Genomic DNA, 19,508 nt, shown 5'->3' with positions numbered 1-19,508 from the left:
TCTATAGGGACGCCACGAGGCGCTTTCAACGCGATGCGCTGCCGACTTCGTCCGATTTGTCCGGTCGCGACCCTTTGTCTTCCTTCAATGCCCCTTTTTTCATTCAATGTCTCTCTCGACGCCGCTCGTAGACCGAATAACGCGTCGGGTGGCTGTCCTTTTCCCCGGCTGGGACGTCGTGCGAGCTGACAATGTGCCAGGAATCAGGATCGATCGGCGGGAAATACGCGTCGCCGTCGACCGCTGCCAGCACATGGGTGACATGCAGGCGATCGGCCAGCAGCATGGCCTGAGCATAGATTTCGCCGCCGCCGATGACGCACACCTCGTCCACATCGGCCATGCGGCGCCCGCGCTCCGTCGCCAGTTGGATCGCGGCCTCGAGCGAATGTGCCGCCTCGACGCCCTCGGCGCGCCAGGTCTTGTCGCGGGTGACGACGATGTTCAACCTGCCCGGCAGCGGCCGGCCGATGCCCTCATAGGTCTTGCGGCCCATGATGATGGGCTTGCCCATCGTATCGGCTCTGAAGCGCTTGAGATCGGTGGAGAGCCGCCACGGGAGCCCGCCGTCCCGCCCGATCACGCCGTTCTCGGCGATGGCAACGTAGATTGCGACGTGCATCAATTGCCGTCCGTTGGCTCGAGGATCAGGATGTCGATGTCGCGCTCGGGGTATAAATCATCCGCCGTCATCTCGAATGTCGTCGGTCCGGTCTTTTTGACATTGTCGCCGCAGAACGAGACCAGGGCTTTCGGATTGCCCTTGTCGATCGTCAGCTTGAACTTGCCGATCGTGCCAGTGGCCCAGTTGCCGCCGGTGGTCAGGATATAGGCGATGCGGTTCTCGAAATATTTGGGGTAGCCGTCAGGGTCGTCCTTGGCAGCCTTGCGCACCGCATTTTCGAATGTGCCATCCATGCAATAGCGGGCCTTGTAGGCCGCATACTGTCCCTGGAATTTGCCGTCGTAGAAGAAGCTGACTGAAGACGTGCCGCCGACGCTCGGCTTATAGTGGTGGGAAACATGGACGTCCTTGTTGGCCGGAAAGGTCGAGCGCCACCAGTAGGTCGAACGCAGTTGCCAGAACGGCGTGTAGACCTTGGTGGTCTCGGTGCCGTCGCTGCCGGTGTCCTCGATGATGATGCCGCGGTTGACCCAGTCATCGACAACCGCTTGCGGCAGCTTGGCCAGCGCCGCCTTCGCCGCATCGCCGAATGGATAGAACGGCACGTTTTGCGCCTTCAACTCGGCGCTGATGTCGATGCCGAGCGCAAACACCTTCTGCTCCAACTGCGGCTTGACGGCAACACCGTCGATCGTCACCTCGAAGCCGAGGAAATTGTCGCTCTGGTTTTCGGGAATCGCCGGGATTTCTTCGGGATTGCCCGATATTTCGGGCATCGGGAAGGCGACGATTGCGTCGACATCCTTGTCGGTGTTGTTATGGAAGACATAGTCGACCGTCACCTTTTCCGGCGAGATGAAGAGGTCCTCGCTTTGCATCGACACGGCGTCGCTGCGCGACAGGATCAGGCCGCCGGTGCCAAGTTCGGCAACCGAATCATTGGCGAAGGCGGGCGCGGACGACAGGGCCAGCACGGCGGTCAGAATATATCGCAACATGGAAACAACCTCGGCCAGAATGCTTGCAGGACCCTAGCGGTTTCAATGTGGCGTTCAAAGCCCTTCCGCATCCGCGGACGCGCGCCAGCGCGGTCTGGACTAACAGGTTCCGATCGGGCAGGAGTTCGCCCATGCGCAAGCTTCTCGTCATCGGCATCGGCGCCGGCAATCCCGACCACATGACCGTCCAGGCCATATCAGGCCTGAACCAGGCGGATGTGCTGTTCATTCCCGACAAGGGTGCGAAAAAAAATGAACTAGCCGAACTGCGCCGCCGGATATGCGACCGCTTCGTCACCAATCCGAAGTCGCGCCGCGTCGAATTCGACGTGCCGGTGCGCGACATGCCAGTAGAAGATGGGCCGGAGCCCTCCTACCGCGCGACCGTCGATGACTGGCACGAAGCCATCGCCGCCATTTACGAAGGCCTGATCCGCGATGAGATTGCAGGCGACGGCTGCGGCGCCTTCCTGATCTGGGGCGATCCTTCGCTCTATGACAGCGCGTTACGCATCCTCGAGCGCGTGCGCCTGCGAGGAAATGTGGCGTTCGAGCTTGAGGTGATCCCCGGCATCACCGCTGTCCAGGCGCTTGCCGCCAGCCACAAGATGGCGCTGAACCGCATCGGCGATTCCGTCCTCATCACCACCGGCCGCCGCCTCACCGAGGAAGGCATGCCGGACAATGCCGGCAGCGCGGTCGTGCTGCTGGACGGCAAATGCGCCTTCAACACGCTTGTCGACAAGGATGTCGTCATCCACTGGGGCGCCTATCTCGGCACGGAAGACGAGATTCTCATCTCTGGCCGTCTCAGTGATGTCGGCGCCGAGATCGAGAGAACCCGTGAAGAAGCGCGCCGGAAAAAGGGCTGGATCATGGACACTTACCTGCTTCGCAAGCCAAGCGCAGAGGATTAGGCCCTACTGCCCTACTGCCCTACTGCCCTACTGCCCTACTGCCCTACTGCCCTCACCCAGCATCAATCTCCGCCTGCAATGCCTCCATATGCGCCGCCGCCGCGGCCGAGGCTGCGCGCTCGATGGCGCGGAAGCGGCTGACCACTGCCAGGCCGACCGCCGTCAACTGTGCGCCGCCGCCCTTGCGGCCGCCGGTCTGTGCCGCCACCAGCGGCTTGCCGAACACCCGGTTCATGTCCTCGACCAGGTCCCAGGCGTGCTTATAGGACATCTCCATGCCGCGAGCGGCGGCCGAGATGGAGCCGAAGGCGGCGATCTGTTCCAGGAGTTCGATCTTGCCCGGCCCGACGCGCCCGTCGGGATCGAGATTTATCCGCAAGCTCAGCGACGGCATCTTTGCTCTCCGCGGTCACAACCCAACCCCATACTAGAAGCTCCCTGGCGAAACCGCTATTCCAAAAAGGCATAGCGGGATCATCCATCCGCCTCGGCGGGCAGGCCGGCACCGGTGTTCGCCCGATCGAAGCTCACCGTCTTGATCACCGCGAAAACCTTGCCGCCAAGATGAAGCCTCAGCGCCTGCCGCGACTGTTCGGTGATGCGGGCAAGCACGGTTGCGCCATTGCAGTCGATACCGACCTCGACCGCGGGCCCTTCGCCGGGGCTCATCGCGGTAATGGTCCCCGGTAGGATGTTGAGCGCGCTGAGACCCGTCGGCTTTTCGGTGGCGATCATCACATCGCGGGCGCGAATACGGATGCGCACCGGCGTACCTGTCTTCATCGCCAGCTGTGGCACCCGGAGCTCGCCCGCGGCCGAGCCGAGCACGGTCATGCCGAAAGTCTCGTCGTGACGCAGCACCCTGGTGTCCAGCACGGCGCCGCCCTCGCCGCGCTCCTCCGCCGGCAACAGGTCGAGCCTTTGCATCACCGCCTCGGTCGGCCCGCTGGCAACGACATTGCCCTGCGCCAGCATCACCACATCGCTGGCCAGCCTCGCCACTTCGGCGACCGAATGACTGACATAGACGATCGGGATTTTCGTCTCGTCGCGCAGCCTTTCGACATAGGGCAGGATTTCGGCCTTGCGCGCTTCGTCGAGCGAGGCCAGCGGTTCGTCCATGAGCAGCAGTCTGGGGCTGGCAAGCAATGCCCGGCCGATCGCCACGCGCTGTTTCTCGCCGCCCGAGAGCTTTGCCGGCCGCCTGTTCATGAGCGGCCCGATGCCGAGCAGGTCGACGACGGCATCGATATCGGCGTAGCGCTCCGCCGGCGGCGTGAACCAGCGGCCGTAACGAAGATTGCCGGAAACGCTCAAATGCGGAAACAGCCGTGCGTCCTGGAACACCATGCCGATGCGGCGCTTGTGCTTCGGCACGAAAATGCCGGCACCGGTATCGACCAGCACACGGCCGTCGACCTCGATGCGTCCCCTGTCGGGCCGGATCAGCCCGGCAATCATGTTGATCAGTGTCGTCTTGCCCGACCCAGACGCGCCGAACAGCGCCGTCAGCCGCCCGGCGCTTTCGAAGCGGGCGTCGATGGCGAAACCACCCAGCCGATGACTGATGTCGACGAGAACGCTCATTCGATGTCCAGTCGCCGGCCGACACGCCGCGCCAGCACCTCCGAAGCCACAAGTGCTGCCATGGAGATGACGATCGAGATCAGCGTCAGGCGGAGCGCCCCTTCATCGCCACCCGGCATCTGCGTGAAGGTGTAGATCGCCGACGGCAATGTCTGCGTCTCATTGGGAATGTTGGAGACGAAGGTGATGGTGGCGCCGAACTCGCCCATCGCCTTGGCGAAGGCCAGGATGGCGCCGGCGATCAGCCCGGGCAGGATCAGGGGCAGCGTGATGGTGGCGAACACCCAGAGCGGATTGGCGCCGAGCGTTCCCGCCGCCGCTTCCATCTTGCGGTCCACCGCCTCGATCGACAGCCGGATCGCCCGCACCATCAGGGGAAAGCCCATGACGCCGCAGGCCAGCGCCGCACCTGTCCAGCGGAAGGAGAAGACAATGCCGAAATGCTCGGCCAGGAAGGCGCCGGCCGGGCCGCGCCGGCCGAAGGTCAGCAGCAGCAGGTAGCCGGTCACCACGGGCGGCAAGATCAGCGGCAGATGCACCAGCCCGTTGAGAACGGTCTTGCCCCAGAACTGTCCCCGGGCAAGCAGCAGCGCAATCAAGATGCCCGGCGGCAGGCTGGCGAGCATCGCCACCATTGCCACCTTGATGGACAGCCGAACCGCATTCCATTCGTCGGGAGTGAGGTCCAGCAGCCAGTTCATTGTGCCCCTTGGAACTCAGTTGCTCGGCGCGAGTACGGTAAATCCCTGATCCTTGAACAGCACGGCCGCCTTGGCCGACTGCAGGCATTTCAGGAAAGCCCGCGTATCCTTGTCCTTCGAATCGGCGGTCTGGGCAACCGGATAGATGATCGGCGGATGCGAATCCTCCGGGAAGGTGCCGACCACCTTGACGCCCTTTTCGGCATGCGCGTCGGTGGCATAGACAATGCCCAGGGCGGCTTCGCCCGTCGAAACCAGCTTCAGCGCCGCGCGCACGTTTTCGGCCTGCGCCACCTTGCCCTCGACCGAGGACCAGACGCCGAGCGATTCAAGTGCGGCCTTGCCGTATTTGCCGGCCGGCACCGCCTTGAAATCGCCCATGGCGAGCTTGCCGTCGCCGATCAGCTTGGCGAGGTCAAAACCCTTCTCGATCCTGGTGTCGACCGCCGAGTCCTTCGGCGCCACCAGCACGATCTCATTGCCGAGCAGCTTCACTTCGGTGTCCGGCTTGGTCAGCTTCTTGTCGGAGAGATATTTCATCCAGTCGAGGTCGGCCGAGATGAAGACGTCGGCAGGCGCCCCGCCCTCGATCTGTTTGGCCAGCGCCGAGCTCGCGGCATAAGAGACGGTCGCCGCCTCGCCGACATCGGCCTCGCAGGCCTTGTTCACGGCGTCGAGCGCATCCTTGAGGCTGGCCGCGGCAAACACCACCACCTTGTCTTCCGCATGTGCTGCCGGCACCGCCGCCATCAACATCGCCGCAAAACCCCCAATGGTGATCGCCCTCGATCCAAAACCTATGCGCGTCATGGAAGACTCTCCCTGGTTTGAAATCCGGCCGGCTCGAAGCCCGCTAACCGATATATCCGTATGAATATAACAAGGGAAGGCCCGGCGCCCCATGAAAGCGTCTGTACGACACCGATTGTTATGGTGAGACCGGCAAAGAAACCCTGGAAAGGAAACTCCGATGAAGATCAGCGCCCGCAACGTCCTCAAGGGAACGATCGCCGAGATCGTCAAGGGAGCCACCACCTCGCATGTCAGGATCGACATCGGTGGCGGCGCCATCGTCACCGCCTCGATCACCAACGAGGCCGTCGCCGATCTCAAGCTCGAAAAGGGCAAGCAGGCCTATGCCGTGGTCAAGGCCTCGGACGTGATGGTCGGCATCGACTGAAATTTGCGGCCTTAGACCGCGATCGGCGCCTTGATCGACGCATCGGCGACGTAGTTTTCCAGCCGGAAATCCTCGAAGCGGAAGGCGAACAGATCCTTCACCTCCGGATTGATCCACATCGTCGGCAGCACCTTCGGCGTGCGCCGCAGTTGTTCGCGTGCTTGCTCGAAATGGTTCGAGTAGAGATGCGCATCACCGAGCGTGTGGACGAAATCGCCGGGTTTCAGCCCGGTGACCTGCGCCACCATCAAGGTCAGCAGGGCATAGGACGCGATGTTGAACGGCACGCCAAGGAAGATATCGGCGGAACGCTGGTAGAGTTGGCAGGAAAGCCGCCCTTCCGAAACATAGAATTGGAACAGGCAGTGGCAGGGCGGCAGCGCCATCGCTTCCACTTCGGCCGGATTCCACGCCGAAACGATCAGCCGCCGCGATTGAGGATTTTTGCGTATCTCCTTGAGAAGATTCGCGATCTGGTCGATCGAGCCGCCATGGCCATCCGGCCAGGAGCGCCATTGCTTGCCGTAGACCGGGCCGAGATCGCCATTCTCGTCGGCCCATTCGTCCCAGATCGAAACGCCGTTATCGGTGAGGTATTTGATGTTGGTGTCGCCGGCCAGGAACCACAGAAGCTCATGGATGATCGACTTGAGATGCAGCTTCTTGGTCGTGGTGACGGGAAAGCCGCGCGCCAGGTCGAAACGCATCTGGTAGCCGAAGACGGAGCGCGTTCCGGTGCCGGTGCGGTCGCCGCGATCGGCGCCGTTGTCCAGTACGTGCTGCAGGAGGTCGAGATACTGGCGCATCGGTTCCGGCTCGATTCGGTTGTCCAGCCATCATAGCTGACGGACAGGCAATCGAACACCACAAAGCAGCGCAAGCCCTGCCCGAAGGCTGCCAGTCCCCAACAACATCAGGGCTAACGCATGGACCGCGCCAGCCCCTGCAAATTGACGTGCGGTCGTCAGAGGGAGCCGAGTTTACCCAGGTCCTTGGCAACCAGATAGTAGAAGGTAACCCGGTTCTTGGTACTGTCGGCGGCCATCGCCTTGCAGACCTTCTCGATCGAAGCGTCGGCCTTGTTGTCGTCCGATATGCCGAGCTTCTTCGCAACCCAGCCAGCCTTGACGCGCTCTAGCTCCTTCGGATCGGTGCAGGACACCAGCGAGGAATCGCGGTTCCGGAGCGCAATGCCAAGATGCTTCACGATTTTGTCGACCACGTCGGCACTCGCCGAGGCATCGTATTTCTTCACGTCTGCAAGATAGTCGGCCATCAAAATTCCCCTCGTCGGCGCCACGGATCCGATCGATGAGGGCTGTGGCGCGCTGCTGCAACATGTGCGCTAGGTCGGTAACTCCTCACCGGGGCAAAGCTTCGGTTGAGACCGCGCCCAAGTCAACCCTTTGGACTTGCGGTTTTGTCAGGGGGACAAAGTGCCATTGCGGCCTTCCATTTCTTGCGATGGCCCCCTATATTCGGTTTGTCGGCTTGACCGACTATGGCGATAAATGGGCGATGAAATAAGCCGTTCGGACCCGGGGGCGGTACCCGGCGCCTCCACCAAAAGCCGCTGCTGATGACAGAGCGGTTTTTGCTGGGGGCGAAATAGGATCGACGAAGGTGTAAAGATCGTACTTTTGCCCGGCATGGTACCACCGTCATCGGGCTAAACCTGTAGTTGCAAATGACAACTATGCGGAAGCACGTCTCGCCGCGTAAGCGGTGCGATAGCTTCAAATCAAGCCCTAGAGGTTCGCACTTCTAGGCGGGGTTCGGAGGTACCTGGCAACAGAAACCTCCACTTCTCCCCTCCTCCTCAACATGCGTTACGCACAACGGCAGCTCCCGCCGGCCAACTTCGCACGCCCTCGGCCGCGAAGCCGCCCTGCCGCGTGCCACCTCTCCACGGACAAACATGCAAAACGATTCCGATCGATTCTTCGTGCTGACCGGCGGTCCCGGCTCCGGCAAGACCACCCTGATCGAAGCCCTGCGCCGGGCAGGCTTTGCCACCTCGATCGAAGCCGGCCGCGGCATCATCCGCCACCAGTCCGATATAGGCGGACCCGCTTTGCCCTGGCGCGATCGCGCGCTGTTTGCGGAGTTGATGCTGTCATGGGAGATGCGCTCGTATCAAATCGCGCAAGAACAGACCGGGCGTCCTGTTTTCTTCGATCGGGGCGTTCCGGACACGCTTGGCTACCTCAGGCTGAGCGGCCTGCCGCTACCCGAACACATCAACGCCGCCGCCAAGCGTTTCCGCTACAACCCCCGCATCTTCGTCGCCCCGCTTTGGCCGGAGATCTTCGCGCAGGACGAAGAGCGCAAGCAGACGCTCGACGAGGCCGAGCGTACCCACCATGCGCTGGTCGGCATCTACACGGAACTGGGCTATGAGATGATTCCGTTGCCGCTGGCACCCGTCGAGGCGCGGCTGCGCTTCGTGCTGGCCGAGACAGGATTGGCGTGAAAAAGGCCGGGATGAACCCCGGCCTTTTTCATTTGTTTTGGTTGCTTATTCCGCCGGCGCCTCGACGGCCTCGCGCGAGCGGCCGAGCGTGACCTTGGCCAGCGTGAAGGAAATCACCGCACAGAGCGTGATGCCGGCCACCATCGGCAGCGGCGTGCCGTCGAAGAACACGCCGGCAACACCCATGGCGAGTGCGCCGATGGCGAAATGCAGCGTGCCCATCAGCGCCGACGCCGTGCCGGCGATCTCGCCATGCTCTTCCATGGCCAGCACCGAGGTGGTCGGAATGATCAGGCCAAGGAAGCCGTAGCCGACGAACAGCAGCGCCGCCATCACGTCGAGCCGATCGATCCCCGTCGCCATCACCGCCAACAGCACCACCATCGTCGTCGCATAGCCGGTCACCGCGGCACGCACCACGCGCCTCAGGCCGAAGCGCTCGGCCAGCAGCCCCGTCATCTGCGACATGCCGATGAAGGCGACCGCGTTGATCGAGAAGAACACGCTGTAGACCGAAGGCGACAGCCCGTAATGGTCGATCAGGATGAACGACGAACTCGACAGATAGACGAAGAAGCTGGCAATGCCGAAGCCGGCGATCGCCGTCAGGCCAAGGAAATTGCGGTCGCCCATCAGGAAGCGGTAGGCCGACAGCGCGGTGCCGAAGGAGGAACCGGCGCGGTCTTCCACCGGCCGCGTCTCCTTGAGCGATGTCGCCAGAAGGATGGTGGCCAGCAGAGCCGCACCCGTCACCGTCCAGAACACGGCGCGCCAGCCGAAACTCTCGATGATCACGCTGCCGGTCAGCGGCGCCAGGATAGGCGACACCGAGAACACCAGCATCAGCAAGGACATCAGCTTGGCGGCCTCATTGCCGGTGTGCAGGTCACGCACGATGGCGCGCGGAACGGCCATGCCGGCGCTGGCGCCAAGCCCTTGCAGGAAACGGAAAGCGATCAGCCATTCGATGGTCGGCGCCATTGCCGAACCGATGCCGCCAACCATGAACAGCGCAAGGCCGCCATAAAGCGGCAGCTTGCGGCCGACCATGTCGGAGATCGGCCCGACGACGATCTGGCCGAAACCCATCGACAGGAAGAAGATCAACAGGCTCATCTGCACGGCAGCGGTGCTGGCATGCAGATCCGCGCCGATCGACGGCAGCGCGGGCAGATACATGTCGATGGCGAACGGGCCGATGGCGGACAACAAGCCGAGCACGACCGCGATGCGGAGGAATTTGGGACTCATGATAAAGGCTTCTTTCAAATCTGGTTGCCGCCGCAGGCGACGTCTAACCTAGGACGTTCCATCCCGTGAGATTCCGACACCTCAAGAGCGAATTCCATTCGTCTCTCTCGCGCGAAATCTCTTTATCCTGTGTCCACAAATTTAGACACTCTTGTCTAAATCGTCAATCACCCCTATATAGTTTTTTATGAAGCTGCACGTTTCTCCTGACATTTTCCCGCCACGCGGCCATGAGGCCAAGCGCCTCTCGATCGTCGACTCCGCCGCCACCGTGTTTTGCCGCGAAGGTTTCGCCGGCGCCAACATCGATCTGATCGCGGCCGAAGCCGGCGTTTCGCGTCAGACGATCTACAACCATCATGGCGACAAGGAGAGACTGTTCGTCGCTGTGGTCCGCGACCTCACCGAACGCTGCAATGCCGGCATCTTCGCCACCATTGCCACCTTCCCCGACCAGCCGGGGGATCTCGAAGCCGACCTGATCGGCTTTGCCGTGCGCCTGAACCAGAACTGCATCTGCAACCGCGACGGAAAATTCCTGCGCAAGCTGATCCAGACCGAAGGCGAGCGCTATCCCGAACTGTTTGCCGAATGGCGCGAACAGGGTCCGGGCAGGACATGGCCGGCAATCGCGGCCCGCTTCGCCCGCCTCGCCTATGGCGGCTATCTCACGATCGAGGATCCCGACGTGGCGGCACGTCAGTTCCTCGGTCTCGTCAATGCCGAACTGCAGACCACCTTCATGCTTGGCGGCTCGCCGCGCGAGGACGAGGTGCTGCAATCCGCGACCAATGGCGTGCGCACCTTCCTGCGCGCCTTCGGCAAGCGCCGGTCCGCGGCATCGTCCGAAAAGCAAAGCGCGCTCGCCAGCGCCTGAGCGATCAAATCGCTGGCAATAGTCTTCGCTTCCGCGCGCGGGTGATCTATATGCGGTTTACGCCGCCCTCAAGCTTGATTACAGCTATGCGGACGATTCAACGGAACCCGACCGCCACATGGCCGACGACCACATCCGCTACGACATTCTGGCCCAGGAGGCGTTGCGCGGCGTCATGCGCAAGGTCCTGGCCGAGGTCGCGCGCACCGGCCTCCCCGGCAACCACCACTTCTTCATCACCTTCCTGACCGGCGCGCCGGGCGTACGCGTGTCTTCGCGGCTGCGCGAGCGCTATCCCGAGCAGATGACCATCGTCATCCAGTTCCAGTATTGGGACCTGAAGGTGACCGACACCGGCTTCGAGGTCGGCCTGTCCTTTTCCGATGTGCCGGAAAAACTCGAAATCCCGTTCTCGGCCGTGCGCGGCTTCTATGATCCCTCGGTCAATTTCGAGCTCGAATTCGACGTCAAGACGGATGGCGCGGCAGCCGAGGAACCGGCTGCGCCAACTCCGGAGCCGTTGACCATCGTCTCCGAGAAAAAGCCGAAGGCCGAGAAGAAGGCCGCCGCCGAGGCGGAGAAGAAGCCCGCTGCCGCGGACGCCGCCACCAAGGGCGCCGAAGTGGTTTCGCTCGACGCCTTCCGCAAGAAATAGGCCGACGGCATGGCCGAGATCGTCAATCTCCGCCAGGCCCGCAAGCAGAAGGCGCGGGACGAAAAGCTGCGCGCCGCCGAACAGAATCGCGCGCTGCACGGCCGCTCCAAGGCCGAAAAAGAACGCGACCGCATCGCCGCCGACAAGAGCGAAAAATTCGTTGCCGGGCATCGTCGTGAAAAGCCCGGCGACCCCGACCGTCAATGAGCCCGGTCGAAAAGCGTTCTGTGACCATTCGCGGTCACCGCACCAGCTACTCGCTCGAAAAACCCTTCTATGACGACCTCGTCGCGATCGCGGCGACCAGAAAGCTGACGCTTGCCGCGCTTGTTGCCGAAGTCGACGAGACAAGGCCCCGCGACACCAACCTGTCCTCTGCGTTGAGGCTCCATGTCCTGGAGTGGGCGAAGCGCGGAACGGATTTCTAGAGGCCTTCGACCGCCGCTTCCTTCTTCCTGCGTCTGGTGCCGAAGCCAAGCAAGGTCGAACGCTCGCGCTCCTCGGCCTGTTTCCTGGACCGCACGCGCATCAAATCCTTCCAGCCGACATAGCCGACCAGCAAGGAGCCTTCGCGAGTGACGACGGGCAGATGAGAGACGTTGGCCGTCAGCAGCTTGTCGGAGAGGCCTTCGAGATATTCGTCCGGATAGGCCAGCGTCACCTTGCTGCCGGCCAGCAGTTCGCCAAGCGTGGTGGTGCGGTGCGTGCCGGCGCGTCTCCAGCGCAATATAGCCGGCGGATCGATGAGGCCCAGCACATGGCCGTGCTCATCGACCACCGGGAAACTCGGATGCCGTGTTTCCGGCGCTGTCAGGAATGCCGCAGCGCCATGCAGCGTCATCGTCGCCGGCACGCTTTCAACCTGTGAGGTCATCACCTCGCGCACCCTGGTCAGGGCGAAAGGGTCGACGCGGTATTCGCGAACCAGATGATGTCCCCTTCTGGCGATCTTTTCGGTCAGGATCGACCGCTTCATCAGAAGCACGGTGACGGCGTGCGCCGCAGCGCAGGCAGCAATCAGCGGCACCAGCATATGTGTGTTGCCGGTCAGTTCGACGGCGAAAAACGTGGCGGTCAGCGGCGCACGCATCGTGCCGCCCATCGTGGCGGCCATCGCCAGCAGCGCCCAGAAACCGGGATCCGCGGCAGGCAGAACGCCGGCGAGCACAGCGCCCATAGCCCCGCCCATGATCAACAGCGGCGCCAGCACACCTCCCGACGTTCCCGAGCCGAGCGCTACCGACCAGATGATCGCCTTCACCACCAGCAGCAGGAGGGCCGCCGTCGCGACGGTGCGGCCATCCAGCATGTCGGTGATGTTGTCATAGCCGACGCCGAGCGCCTGCGGTTCGATCAGCCCGCCTATGCCGACCACCAGACCGCCGATCATAGGCCACCACATCCAGTGGATCGGCAGCTTCTGAAAACCGTCCTCGCAGGCATAGACCATCTGCGTCAAAAGCCCCGATAGCAGGCCGGCGCAGATGCCAACCAGAACCCAGCCGCCAAGCCCGGTGAACGAAACCGCCATGCCGCCCTGAAACGGGAAGATCGGCCCGGGCAGATGCAGCATGGTGCGCTCGACCTCGGCGATAACAGCCGCGACCGCCACCGGAATGAAGCTGCGCGGGGTCCATTCGAATAGCAGCAGTTCGACGGCCAGCATGATGGCGGCGATCGGGGTTCCGAACACCGTGGTCATGCCTGCTGCCGCACCAGCCACCAACAGCGTCTTGCGCTCGTTGTCGCTGACCGGCAGCATCTGCGCGATCAGCGAGCCGATCGCGCCGCCTGTCATGATGATCGGCCCTTCGGCGCCGAACGGTCCACCGGAGCCGATCGAGATCGCCGACGACAGCGGCTTCAGGATCGCCACCTTGGCGTCGAGTTTTGAGCGCCCGAGCAGGATCGCCTCGATGGCCTCGGGAATGCCATGGCCGCGGATCTTCTCGCTGCCGAAGCGCGCCATCAGGCCGATGATCAGCGCACCAATCACCGGGACGATGACGGCGGCAAGCCCAAGCGGTGTGTCCTCAAGCTTCAGGTCGGCAAGCGAGAACTGGCCGAAATAGGCGATGTTGGTGGCCAGCCGGATCAGCTTCAAAAGCGCGATGCCGGCAAACAACCCGGCTGTCGCCACCACCACGGCAATAGCGGCGACGAGCAGCACCCTGGCATCCGTGGTGAAATCGCGCAGGTGCTCCGGATTCGAATGAGGGGTCTTCATGGCAAAATTGCTTCCTGGCGGCGGGCCGTGTGTCTGAGATGCGGCACGGTCGAAGCGGCCAGCCGGGTTTATCGGTTGCTATGTATCGTAACACGATATAAATATTCAAGCCGGTTTCGCCCGAAATCCGTTTGAGCTTTCGCCGGAAAACGAACACATGTCTGATATGTCGCAGCCACAAAAACCACGCCCCGCCATCAGCCAGGCCGATTACCAGCGGCTGTCGGAGTTTCGCTACCTGATCCGCCGGTTCCTCGAATTCAGCCAGGTCCAGGCGGAAGACGCCGGCCTGACCCCGCGCCAGCATCAGGCGCTGCTGGCGATCAAGGGATTCCCCGGCGGCGGCCCGGTGACGGTTGGCGATCTCGCGGAGCGCCTGCGCATCCGCCACCACAGCGCCGTCGAACTGGTCAACCGCCTCGGCGAAGCTGGGCTGGTCACAAGGGATCAGGACAAGGATGACCACCGCCGTGTGCTGCTGCAGCTGACCGAGCGCGCCGACGATTGTCTGGCCGAGCTGTCGGCGGCGCATCTCGACGAACTGTCGCGTATCGAACCGATGCTGCGGCGTCTGCTCGATCGCGAGTGAGCGCTCCGGCGTCTTGCGGGCGACACGAATTATTTTTCGGCGCCCGAATCCTTTCGCCCCCCGACAACGTCTTGAGGATGAACACTCTCAAAGACCAGGGCAACCAAGAGGACAACTGCGATGAAACGACACCTGATACGCTACAAGACGAAACCGGAACGGACCGATGAGAATGAACGGTTGGTCAAGGCCGTGTTCCAGGAGCTGCGGGAAAAATCGCCGGACGGCGTTCGCTACATGACATGGCGGTCCGACGACGGGACCTTTATCCATATGGTAGAGACGAAAACCGAGGCCCATGCCGACATTATCACCGGGCTGGCGGCATTCGAGGCCTTTCAGAGCGGCATCAGGGATCGCTTGATCGAGCGTCCGCAGCGCGAGGAAATGACCGTGGTGGGCCACTACCGGATGCTGGACCAATAACGGCGAACAGAGGCGCATGACTATCCCCGGCGAGATCCGCGAACCTTTTGCCCGCCTGTTCGGCGAAATGCGTCCAAAACTGCATCGCTATTGCGCCCGCATGACCGGCTCGGCCATCGACGGCGAGGACGTGCTGCAGGAAGCCCTGGCCAAGGGGTTCGAGGCGCTGCCGGATGCCGGCCCGATCGCCAATCCGGAGGGCTGGCTGTTCCGCATAGCCCACAATGCGGCGCTCGATTTTCTGCGCCGGCGAGCCCGCGAAAGGGCTTTTTCCGATGAGGACCCGGACATGATCGTCGACCCAGCCAATCCCACCGCCGATCGTCAGGCCGCGGCGGCCAGCCTGCACACCTTCATGCGCCTTCCCGTCGCGCAGCGAAGCAGCGTGATCATGATGGACGTTCTAGGCTATTCGCTGCAGGAGATCAGCGACATGCTCGACACCAGCATCCCTGCCATCAAGGCGGCGCTGCATCGCGGTCGCGGCCGGCTCCGCCATCTTGCTGACGAACCGGACGACCGTCCTGTTCCGAAACTGAGTGCCGCGGAGCGCCTGCTGCTCAACGCTTATATCGACCGCTTCAACGCACGCGATTTCGATGCGGTGCGCGACATGCTGGCCGAAGAAGTACGACTGGAACTGGTTGCCCGGACACGGCTGAACGGCCGCAAGGAAGTGGGTACCTATTTCGGCAACTATTCCCGGGTGCAGGACTGGCGTTTCGTGCCCGGCTTCGTCGAAGACAGGCCGGCAATCCTCGTTCGCGATCCCAATGATCCGAAGGCGCCCCCTGCCTATTTCATCCTGCTGGCGTGGCAGGATGGCAAACTCTTGACCATCCGGGATTTCCGCCATGCCCGCTATGCGGCAGAGAGCGCGCAACTGCTCGTCCTCTGAATCTGCGGATCGCCGATCAGGAAGGCGTTTGGCCTACTGCAGCGACTTCAGCAGATTGTCGATCGTGAACGGATTGGACTTCGGCTTGGCCGGCGGCGGATTGTCGTTGGCTTCCGGCAGCGGCGCCCGCTCCACCTTCGGAGCCTGCTGCGCGGCCTTGCGTTCGGCCTCGAGCCTTGCCTTTTCCTGCGCCGCGATGCGCACAGCCTCTTCCGCCTTCTGCCGCTCCTGCTTGTCGACCTGCGCCTTGGCCGCCTCGTCGGCGGCTTGCTGTTCGGCAGCGGCCTTGGCGTCGGCGTCCGCCTTGGCTTTGGCATCGGCGTCCGCCTTTGCTTTCGCCTCCGCGTCGGCCTGAGCCTTGGCATCGGCATCGGCTTTCGCCTGGGCATCCGCTTCGGCCTTGGCCTTGGCGTCAGCCTCGGCTTTCAGCCGTGCTGCTTCCTCCTGCTTGCGCAATTCCTCGGCGGCCTTATCCCGTTCGGTCTTCAACGCCGCGTAGTAGCGCACCTCGCGCCGAAGCCGCTGCTTTTCCAGCAACGCGGCCTGCATCGCCTCGACGCGCTGCTGCTCTTTCTCCAGCGCGCGCTGGGTCAGGAACTGCGCCAGCGGCTCACTGTCGAATGCTCGTTTGACAGCGCCGAACGGCCCCTCGGCGGTGAAATTCACGACAGGCTCGGAGCCGACCAGTGCCTCGTCGCCAGGCCGATAGGTGATCGCACCCTTGGCCGACACCGTGGCCGCGTTGAGATCCGCCGTGACGTCGGCGGACAAGGTCGCCGCTGGATTTTCCAGGCTGACAGGCGGCGCCCGCAGCGTGCCGCCGGCGACCGTGAAGGCGACGTCGGTATCGCCAGCGGCGAAGCTGCCATTAGCGGCGATGTCAGGCGCAAAGCCGGCGGTCTTGGCCGCGTCGATGTCGCGCCCGATCGCATCCGCCTTGGCGAGGAACGCGCTGAACGCATCTGGATTGACACCAGCAACTTTCACGCCCTTCAACGCCGCCGTGCCGGAGCCCGACAAGGCGGCCACCATCCCTTCGACCGATTTGCCGCTGCTTGACAGCGCCGTCGAGAAATCGCCGATGCCGCTGATGCCGGCATCCGGCAGCACGGTCGCCAGATCGGCGCCCGCCAGTTTCATCTGGCCAGAGAACAGGCCGGTGCCGTCATTGTTCTTCAGTTCGAACAGGCCGGTGAGCGCCCCGCCCAGCAATTTCGCCTTCAAATCCGAAACGCGGATGCCTTCCTGGTCGAGCCTGAGCGAAAAGGCGGCATCATAGGCGGTGGCGAACCGACCGGCGGCGAGCGCTGCCGTCGTCAGGTCTAGGTCGGCGGTGAACGGCAGGTTGGATTTCTGGCTGAACGGTGTCGCCGGCCACACGCCACCCTTATTGGTTTCTTCCTTGTCGGCAAGAAAGGCGGAATCGCCGAACAGCGCCACCGCCATCGGATCGAGGTCGAGTTCGTCGAGCATCAGCGCCCCGGCCAGATGCGGCACGCCGGCCTTGCCGTCGACCCCCTCCTTTACATCGATATTGACGTCGCCGGACACCGCCGCTTCGTTGATGGCGCCGTTGAGTTCGTCCAGCACCAGCAGGCCGTTGCCATAGTCGCCCTGTGCCGAAAACGACGTCGACATGCCCGCCCCCATGCCCGGCAGGCCGATACCTGTCGTCATCAGCCATGGCTCGATGTCGGCGGCATCGAGGCTGAGCTTGCCCTTGGCGGCGAAGCCTTGCGGCGTATCGGCGATCGTCCCCTCGAAACCCGCCTTGAAGTCGTTGCCGGCAAGGCTGAAATTCGTCGTCAGGCCGCCACCAAGCGTTCCCTTGGCCTGAATGTCGGTGCTTGCCTCGCCCAGCATGCCGAGCGGCAGTGCCGGCAGGCCGTAGAGGGCCAGCAGCGTGGTGGCATCAGGGTTTTTGGCATTGAAGGTAAGCGCCACCGGCGCTTCGAGAAGCTTGTCCACCGCCCCCTTTCCCGACAGCGATGCGGAAAAGGCCGAGCCGCCGGCCTTGCCTTGTCCGCTCACCGCCAGGCCCGTGGTGCCGTCGCCATTGTCGGCCGCACTCGCCACGAGGTCGACACGCGCATCCTGGAACAGCTCGGGATAGGCTGCGGCACGGCTCGCCAGTCCCTTGAGCACGGCGCTGTCGGGATAATGCCGGGCGGCGACGTCGATCAGCGGCTTCAGATCGACGGCAACCACCGATGCATCGAGCTTGCCGGTCGGGCTCGCCGGGAAATCCTTGATCCTGCCGGTGGCGCTGATCGAGGCGCCGGCCAGCCCGCCCACCGACAGCCGGTCGATTTCGAGCAGTCCGTCGCGCAGCCTGAGCGCCGTGTCGACGGTATCCGCGGTCAACCCGCCAGCGTTGACCGGCCCTGCCTTGATCTGGAAATCGAGGTCGCGGTCGGCAAAGCGATTGGCGCCCTTGTCGCTGACGAAGATCGAGGCGAAGGCCGCCAGCCCGTCGACATCGAGGTCGCCCCCTTCGAGACGCATCAGCACTGAGGGCTTGGCATCGTCGGGCTGGCTGGAATCGATGCGGCCGGAAAACTTCGCCTTGCCCAGGATCAATTCGAGATCGCTGAAGGCCTGGCGCTTCTGCGAGAGGTCGACCTTGGCCTTGAAGCCGGCGGCAGGGAGACGGCGGATCGCCTCGTCGACATCCTTCGACAGCCAGGCGGCAAAGCCGGAGGGTTGCGCCACGGCCAGCAGCAGCGAACCGTTGAAGCCGAAATGACCCTCCAAATTGAGCACGAGCATGCCATCGGCTTCCAGCTTGGTGCGGCCGGGCAAGGTCGCGGCAAGCGATTTCACCGACCAGCCGCCATCGACCGGCTCGGCGGAAAGATGCACGTCGCGCACCGTGGTGTCGCCGACCACCACCGCCGGCAGCTTGACCTCGACGGTGCCGGGAATGGTCGGCTTCGGCATGTCGAGCAGCGCCTGCTCAAACGCCGCAATGCGCTGGTCCAGCGTCAGGCCGGCGCCGGCCTCGGCGCCCACCGCCTCGTCGAACTGCACCTGCGCGCCATTGGCCTCGATGGCGAAACTCGGTTTCAGCCCGAGATCGACAGAAGCCTTGCCATCGGCGATGTAGGGGTTGTCGAGCGGCCCGGTCTCGAAGCGGAACTCGTCGACACCGAGCTTCTCGTGGTCGAGCGAAAACTTGCCGTTCAGCCGAAAGCCCGGATCGGGCTTACCGGCCGAGACCTTCACCGTCTCGCCGTCGGTGCCGCGGAGTTCGGCGCTGTTCTTGTCGGCGCCGGAGATCTTGAACTGGCCGGAATAGACGGCGGCACCGTTGACGATGCCAGCATTGCCGTCGGCTTCGATGACCAGCGGATAGGCGTCGGGATCGGCCTTCAGCCGAAGCCGCATCTGCCCGTTGCCTTCGGCCTTGCCGGTGGAGGCAGTGACCGTGGTGCGAAGACCGTCGAGCCGCAGCGTGCCGTCCATGCGCCATGGCCCGGCCAGAGACTTGGCCGAGATGGTCGAATTGATCTCGGAAAACAGGTGGCTGCGCCCGCCGGCGGCATGGCGCAGTTCGATCTGCCCTTCCGTCACCGTCAGCTTCTCGATCGAGATCTGATTGAGGTCGAAGGGAGAGGACGGCCGCATCGCCCAGTCGACAGTGCCGTCATTGGCGATATCGATGGTCGCTTTCGGCCGCACCAGCCGCATATCGAAGATCAGCACTTCGCCGCGCAGGAAGGGCGCCAGTTCCGCATCCATCGAAAACGTCTCGACGGTCATGGCCGGCTGGCCATTGGGGCCGCCGGCGACGGCGACGTTGGAGAAGGTCACCGAGGGGAACGGCAACAGCCTTGCCGTGGCGTCGCCCTGCACGGTCACCTTGCGGCCGAGAATGGCGCTCGCCTCGCGCTCGAATTGGGCGCGATAGCCTGTCCAGTCGACAAAATACGGCACCACCAGCGCCGCACACAGCACCAGCACAAAAAGGCCACCAAAGATCACGAACAGGCGTGCGAGCATCAGCTCCGAACGGGTTGATTGAAATTCTGCCGCACTCTACCCGCATCCGCGTGTCGATAAAGAGGCAATTCATCCAGTGTTGCGCGATCCCGGATGATCTGA

At 63.2% G+C, this 19,508-nt stretch carries 21 protein-coding genes and 1 other RNA gene; 11 read left to right on the top strand and 11 right to left on the bottom strand.

Annotated features, from left to right (window positions below):
* Window positions 1-103: 103 nt before the first annotated feature.
* Both EJ079_RS21220 and EJ079_RS21215 read right to left on the bottom strand, forming a co-directional pair.
* Window positions 104-622 carry a dihydrofolate reductase gene (locus EJ079_RS21220; RefSeq protein WP_127810034.1) on the bottom strand — a complete coding sequence of 173 codons (519 nt, stop codon included), beginning with the start codon at window positions 620-622 and terminating at the stop codon, window positions 104-106.
* Window positions 622-1,623, bottom strand: coding sequence for a DUF4424 domain-containing protein (locus tag EJ079_RS21215; protein WP_127398801.1), 1,002 nt, complete (start codon window positions 1,621-1,623; stop codon window positions 622-624). Before EJ079_RS21215 ends, EJ079_RS21220 begins: the two co-directional genes overlap by 1 nt.
* Before the next feature lie 131 nt (window positions 1,624-1,754).
* Between EJ079_RS21215 and cobF the strand changes: the two genes are divergently transcribed.
* Window positions 1,755-2,540: a precorrin-6A synthase (deacetylating) gene (gene cobF / locus EJ079_RS21210; protein ID WP_127810033.1), complete on the top strand. Its 786-nt coding sequence runs from the start codon at window positions 1,755-1,757 to the stop codon at window positions 2,538-2,540.
* Between the two features lie 52 nt (window positions 2,541-2,592).
* On the opposite strand, the gene EJ079_RS21205 is transcribed toward cobF, so the two are convergent.
* The 4 genes from EJ079_RS21205 to modA all read right to left on the bottom strand — a co-directional run bounded on the left by EJ079_RS21205 (window position 2,593) and on the right by modA (window position 5,638).
* On the bottom strand, window positions 2,593-2,934 hold the full coding sequence (locus EJ079_RS21205) for a winged helix-turn-helix domain-containing protein (RefSeq protein WP_127271788.1): 342 nt from the start codon (window positions 2,932-2,934) through the stop codon (window positions 2,593-2,595).
* An 80-nt stretch (window positions 2,935-3,014) separates the two neighbouring features.
* Window positions 3,015-4,127 carry a molybdenum ABC transporter ATP-binding protein gene (gene modC / locus EJ079_RS21200; RefSeq protein ID WP_127810032.1) on the bottom strand — a complete coding sequence of 371 codons (1,113 nt, stop codon included), beginning with the start codon at window positions 4,125-4,127 and terminating at the stop codon, window positions 3,015-3,017.
* Entirely contained in the window at window positions 4,124-4,828 is a 705-nt protein-coding gene (gene modB / locus EJ079_RS21195) for a molybdate ABC transporter permease subunit (protein WP_127810031.1), read from the bottom strand. Before modB ends, modC begins: the two co-directional genes overlap by 4 nt.
* A gap of 15 nt (window positions 4,829-4,843) precedes the next feature.
* Window positions 4,844-5,638 carry a molybdate ABC transporter substrate-binding protein gene (gene modA, locus EJ079_RS21190; RefSeq protein WP_127810030.1) on the bottom strand — a complete coding sequence of 265 codons (795 nt, stop codon included), beginning with the start codon at window positions 5,636-5,638 and terminating at the stop codon, window positions 4,844-4,846.
* Between the two features lie 160 nt (window positions 5,639-5,798).
* Here modA and EJ079_RS21185 point away from each other — a divergent pair, with 160 nt between their 5' ends.
* Window positions 5,799-6,008, top strand: coding sequence for a molybdopterin-binding protein (locus tag EJ079_RS21185; protein ID WP_024501417.1), 210 nt, complete (start codon window positions 5,799-5,801; stop codon window positions 6,006-6,008).
* 11 nt (window positions 6,009-6,019) lie between these two features.
* On the opposite strand, the gene EJ079_RS21180 is transcribed toward EJ079_RS21185, so the two are convergent.
* Window positions 6,020-6,814, bottom strand: coding sequence for a thymidylate synthase (locus tag EJ079_RS21180; protein ID WP_027160597.1), 795 nt, complete (start codon window positions 6,812-6,814; stop codon window positions 6,020-6,022).
* A 158-nt stretch (window positions 6,815-6,972) separates the two neighbouring features.
* Window positions 6,973-7,284 carry a DUF2853 family protein gene (locus tag EJ079_RS21175; RefSeq protein ID WP_127271793.1) on the bottom strand — a complete coding sequence of 104 codons (312 nt, stop codon included), beginning with the start codon at window positions 7,282-7,284 and terminating at the stop codon, window positions 6,973-6,975.
* Window positions 7,285-7,454: 170 nt separating this feature from the next.
* On the opposite strand from EJ079_RS21175, the gene ssrA reads away from it, so the two are divergent.
* Window positions 7,455-7,814, top strand: a transfer-messenger RNA (tmRNA) gene (gene ssrA / locus EJ079_RS21170).
* A 112-nt stretch (window positions 7,815-7,926) separates the two neighbouring features.
* Window positions 7,927-8,481 carry an AAA family ATPase gene (locus EJ079_RS21165; RefSeq protein WP_127810029.1) on the top strand — a complete coding sequence of 185 codons (555 nt, stop codon included), beginning with the start codon at window positions 7,927-7,929 and terminating at the stop codon, window positions 8,479-8,481.
* Between the two features lie 45 nt (window positions 8,482-8,526).
* On the opposite strand, the gene EJ079_RS21160 is transcribed toward EJ079_RS21165, so the two are convergent.
* Entirely contained in the window at window positions 8,527-9,732 is a 1,206-nt protein-coding gene (locus EJ079_RS21160) for a multidrug effflux MFS transporter (RefSeq protein WP_127810028.1), read from the bottom strand.
* Between the two features lie 187 nt (window positions 9,733-9,919).
* Here EJ079_RS21160 and EJ079_RS21155 point away from each other — a divergent pair, with 187 nt between their 5' ends.
* From EJ079_RS21155 to EJ079_RS21140, 4 genes are all read left to right on the top strand, one after another.
* The gene (locus EJ079_RS21155) at window positions 9,920-10,609 is read left to right on the top strand and encodes a TetR/AcrR family transcriptional regulator (protein WP_127396238.1); all 690 of its coding nucleotides are present in this window, start codon (window positions 9,920-9,922) and stop codon (window positions 10,607-10,609) included.
* A gap of 118 nt (window positions 10,610-10,727) precedes the next feature.
* Window positions 10,728-11,264 carry an SspB family protein gene (locus EJ079_RS21150; protein WP_027160604.1) on the top strand — a complete coding sequence of 179 codons (537 nt, stop codon included), beginning with the start codon at window positions 10,728-10,730 and terminating at the stop codon, window positions 11,262-11,264.
* Between the two features lie 9 nt (window positions 11,265-11,273).
* Window positions 11,274-11,471: a DUF4169 family protein gene (locus EJ079_RS21145; protein ID WP_127396239.1), complete on the top strand. Its 198-nt coding sequence runs from the start codon at window positions 11,274-11,276 to the stop codon at window positions 11,469-11,471.
* Window positions 11,468-11,692, top strand: a complete 225-nt coding sequence (locus EJ079_RS21140; protein WP_127328907.1) for a ribbon-helix-helix domain-containing protein — start codon at window positions 11,468-11,470, stop codon at window positions 11,690-11,692. The genes EJ079_RS21145 and EJ079_RS21140 overlap by 4 nt, the downstream gene beginning before the upstream one ends.
* Here EJ079_RS21140 and EJ079_RS21135 read toward each other — a convergent pair.
* A complete protein-coding gene (locus EJ079_RS21135; protein WP_127810027.1) occupies window positions 11,689-13,491 on the bottom strand; it encodes a chloride channel protein in 1,803 nt (600 codons plus the stop codon). The genes EJ079_RS21140 and EJ079_RS21135 overlap by 4 nt on opposite strands.
* A gap of 157 nt (window positions 13,492-13,648) precedes the next feature.
* On the opposite strand from EJ079_RS21135, the gene EJ079_RS21130 reads away from it, so the two are divergent.
* From EJ079_RS21130 to EJ079_RS21120, 3 genes are all read left to right on the top strand, one after another.
* Window positions 13,649-14,080, top strand: coding sequence for a helix-turn-helix domain-containing protein (locus EJ079_RS21130; RefSeq protein ID WP_127396241.1), 432 nt, complete (start codon window positions 13,649-13,651; stop codon window positions 14,078-14,080).
* A 120-nt stretch (window positions 14,081-14,200) separates the two neighbouring features.
* Window positions 14,201-14,506, top strand: coding sequence for a hypothetical protein (locus EJ079_RS21125; protein ID WP_127810026.1), 306 nt, complete (start codon window positions 14,201-14,203; stop codon window positions 14,504-14,506).
* A gap of 16 nt (window positions 14,507-14,522) precedes the next feature.
* Complete coding sequence (locus tag EJ079_RS21120) at window positions 14,523-15,404, top strand: sigma-70 family RNA polymerase sigma factor (RefSeq protein WP_127396242.1); 882 nt, start codon at window positions 14,523-14,525, stop codon at window positions 15,402-15,404.
* Window positions 15,405-15,437: 33 nt separating this feature from the next.
* On the opposite strand, the gene EJ079_RS21115 is transcribed toward EJ079_RS21120, so the two are convergent.
* Window positions 15,438-19,406 (bottom strand): AsmA family protein, encoded by a 3,969-nt coding sequence (locus EJ079_RS21115; protein WP_127810025.1) that lies wholly within the window; start codon window positions 19,404-19,406, stop codon window positions 15,438-15,440.
* Window positions 19,407-19,508 lie beyond the last annotated feature (102 nt).

Source organism: Mesorhizobium sp. M7A.F.Ce.TU.012.03.2.1, assembly GCF_004006095.1.
Classification (GTDB): domain Bacteria; phylum Pseudomonadota; class Alphaproteobacteria; order Rhizobiales; family Rhizobiaceae; genus Mesorhizobium.
This window is presented reverse-complemented; position numbering and strand designations above follow the sequence as displayed.

Coding starts and splice junctions, on each gene's coding strand:
- EJ079_RS21220 (WP_127810034.1), bottom strand. CDS start 622: ATGCACGTCGCAATCTACGTTGCCATCGCCGAGAACGGCGTGATCGGG.
- EJ079_RS21215 (WP_127398801.1), bottom strand. CDS start 1,623: ATGTTGCGATATATTCTGACCGCCGTGCTGGCCCTGTCGTCCGCGCCC.
- cobF (WP_127810033.1), top strand. CDS start 1,755: ATGCGCAAGCTTCTCGTCATCGGCATCGGCGCCGGCAATCCCGACCAC.
- EJ079_RS21205 (WP_127271788.1), bottom strand. CDS start 2,934: ATGCCGTCGCTGAGCTTGCGGATAAATCTCGATCCCGACGGGCGCGTC.
- modC (WP_127810032.1), bottom strand. CDS start 4,127: ATGAGCGTTCTCGTCGACATCAGTCATCGGCTGGGTGGTTTCGCCATC.
- modB (WP_127810031.1), bottom strand. CDS start 4,828: ATGAACTGGCTGCTGGACCTCACTCCCGACGAATGGAATGCGGTTCGG.
- modA (WP_127810030.1), bottom strand. CDS start 5,638: ATGACGCGCATAGGTTTTGGATCGAGGGCGATCACCATTGGGGGTTTT.
- EJ079_RS21185 (WP_024501417.1), top strand. CDS start 5,799: ATGAAGATCAGCGCCCGCAACGTCCTCAAGGGAACGATCGCCGAGATC.
- EJ079_RS21180 (WP_027160597.1), bottom strand. CDS start 6,814: ATGCGCCAGTATCTCGACCTCCTGCAGCACGTACTGGACAACGGCGCC.
- EJ079_RS21175 (WP_127271793.1), bottom strand. CDS start 7,284: ATGGCCGACTATCTTGCAGACGTGAAGAAATACGATGCCTCGGCGAGT.
- EJ079_RS21165 (WP_127810029.1), top strand. CDS start 7,927: ATGCAAAACGATTCCGATCGATTCTTCGTGCTGACCGGCGGTCCCGGC.
- EJ079_RS21160 (WP_127810028.1), bottom strand. CDS start 9,732: ATGAGTCCCAAATTCCTCCGCATCGCGGTCGTGCTCGGCTTGTTGTCC.
- EJ079_RS21155 (WP_127396238.1), top strand. CDS start 9,920: ATGAAGCTGCACGTTTCTCCTGACATTTTCCCGCCACGCGGCCATGAG.
- EJ079_RS21150 (WP_027160604.1), top strand. CDS start 10,728: ATGGCCGACGACCACATCCGCTACGACATTCTGGCCCAGGAGGCGTTG.
- EJ079_RS21145 (WP_127396239.1), top strand. CDS start 11,274: ATGGCCGAGATCGTCAATCTCCGCCAGGCCCGCAAGCAGAAGGCGCGG.
- EJ079_RS21140 (WP_127328907.1), top strand. CDS start 11,468: ATGAGCCCGGTCGAAAAGCGTTCTGTGACCATTCGCGGTCACCGCACC.
- EJ079_RS21135 (WP_127810027.1), bottom strand. CDS start 13,491: ATGAAGACCCCTCATTCGAATCCGGAGCACCTGCGCGATTTCACCACG.
- EJ079_RS21130 (WP_127396241.1), top strand. CDS start 13,649: ATGTCTGATATGTCGCAGCCACAAAAACCACGCCCCGCCATCAGCCAG.
- EJ079_RS21125 (WP_127810026.1), top strand. CDS start 14,201: ATGAAACGACACCTGATACGCTACAAGACGAAACCGGAACGGACCGAT.
- EJ079_RS21120 (WP_127396242.1), top strand. CDS start 14,523: ATGACTATCCCCGGCGAGATCCGCGAACCTTTTGCCCGCCTGTTCGGC.
- EJ079_RS21115 (WP_127810025.1), bottom strand. CDS start 19,406: ATGCTCGCACGCCTGTTCGTGATCTTTGGTGGCCTTTTTGTGCTGGTG.